This is a genomic window from Teichococcus aestuarii (assembly GCF_003116135.1).
Classification (GTDB): domain Bacteria; phylum Pseudomonadota; class Alphaproteobacteria; order Acetobacterales; family Acetobacteraceae; genus Pseudoroseomonas; species Pseudoroseomonas aestuarii.
The window spans coordinates 1-421 of sequence record NZ_PDOA01000091.1 but is presented as its reverse complement, the minus strand read 5'-3'; the positions used below and the strand labels follow the sequence as shown (position 1 = coordinate 421).

At 69.6% G+C, this 421-nt stretch carries 1 protein-coding gene; it reads right to left on the bottom strand.

The window, feature by feature from the left end; translation table 11 throughout:
- Nucleotides 1-421, bottom strand: a 421-nt coding sequence (locus tag CR165_RS24280) for an IS3 family transposase (protein WP_146202053.1), incomplete at both ends; no start/stop codon positions are given.

Below are 421 nucleotides of genomic sequence, written 5' to 3'. Positions count from 1 at the left end.
CGATGACATCAAGGGAGCTCAGCTTCCGCGCCACCCGGATCGCCAGGCATTCACGGGTGAACTCGTCCACCACGTTCAGCATGCGGAGCTTGCGTCCGTCGCGCGTCCGGTCCTCCACGAAGTCGTAGGCCCAGACATGGTCCGGCCGTTCGGGGCGCAGCCGCACGCAGGAGCCGTCGTTCAGCCACAGCCTTCCACGTTTGGGCTGTCGGGCAGGCACCTTCAGCCCCTCGCGGCGCCAGATCCGCTCCACCCGCTTGTGGTTGCAGCCCCAGCCCTCGGCCTGGAGCAGGGCCGTGATCCGGCGGTAGCCGTATCGGCCGTATTGCCGGGCCAGGCCAATGATCGCCGCCGTCAGCGCCGCTTCATCGTCCGGAGGGGCTGGCGCCTGCCGCTGCGTCGCGCGATGCTGCCCCAGCAC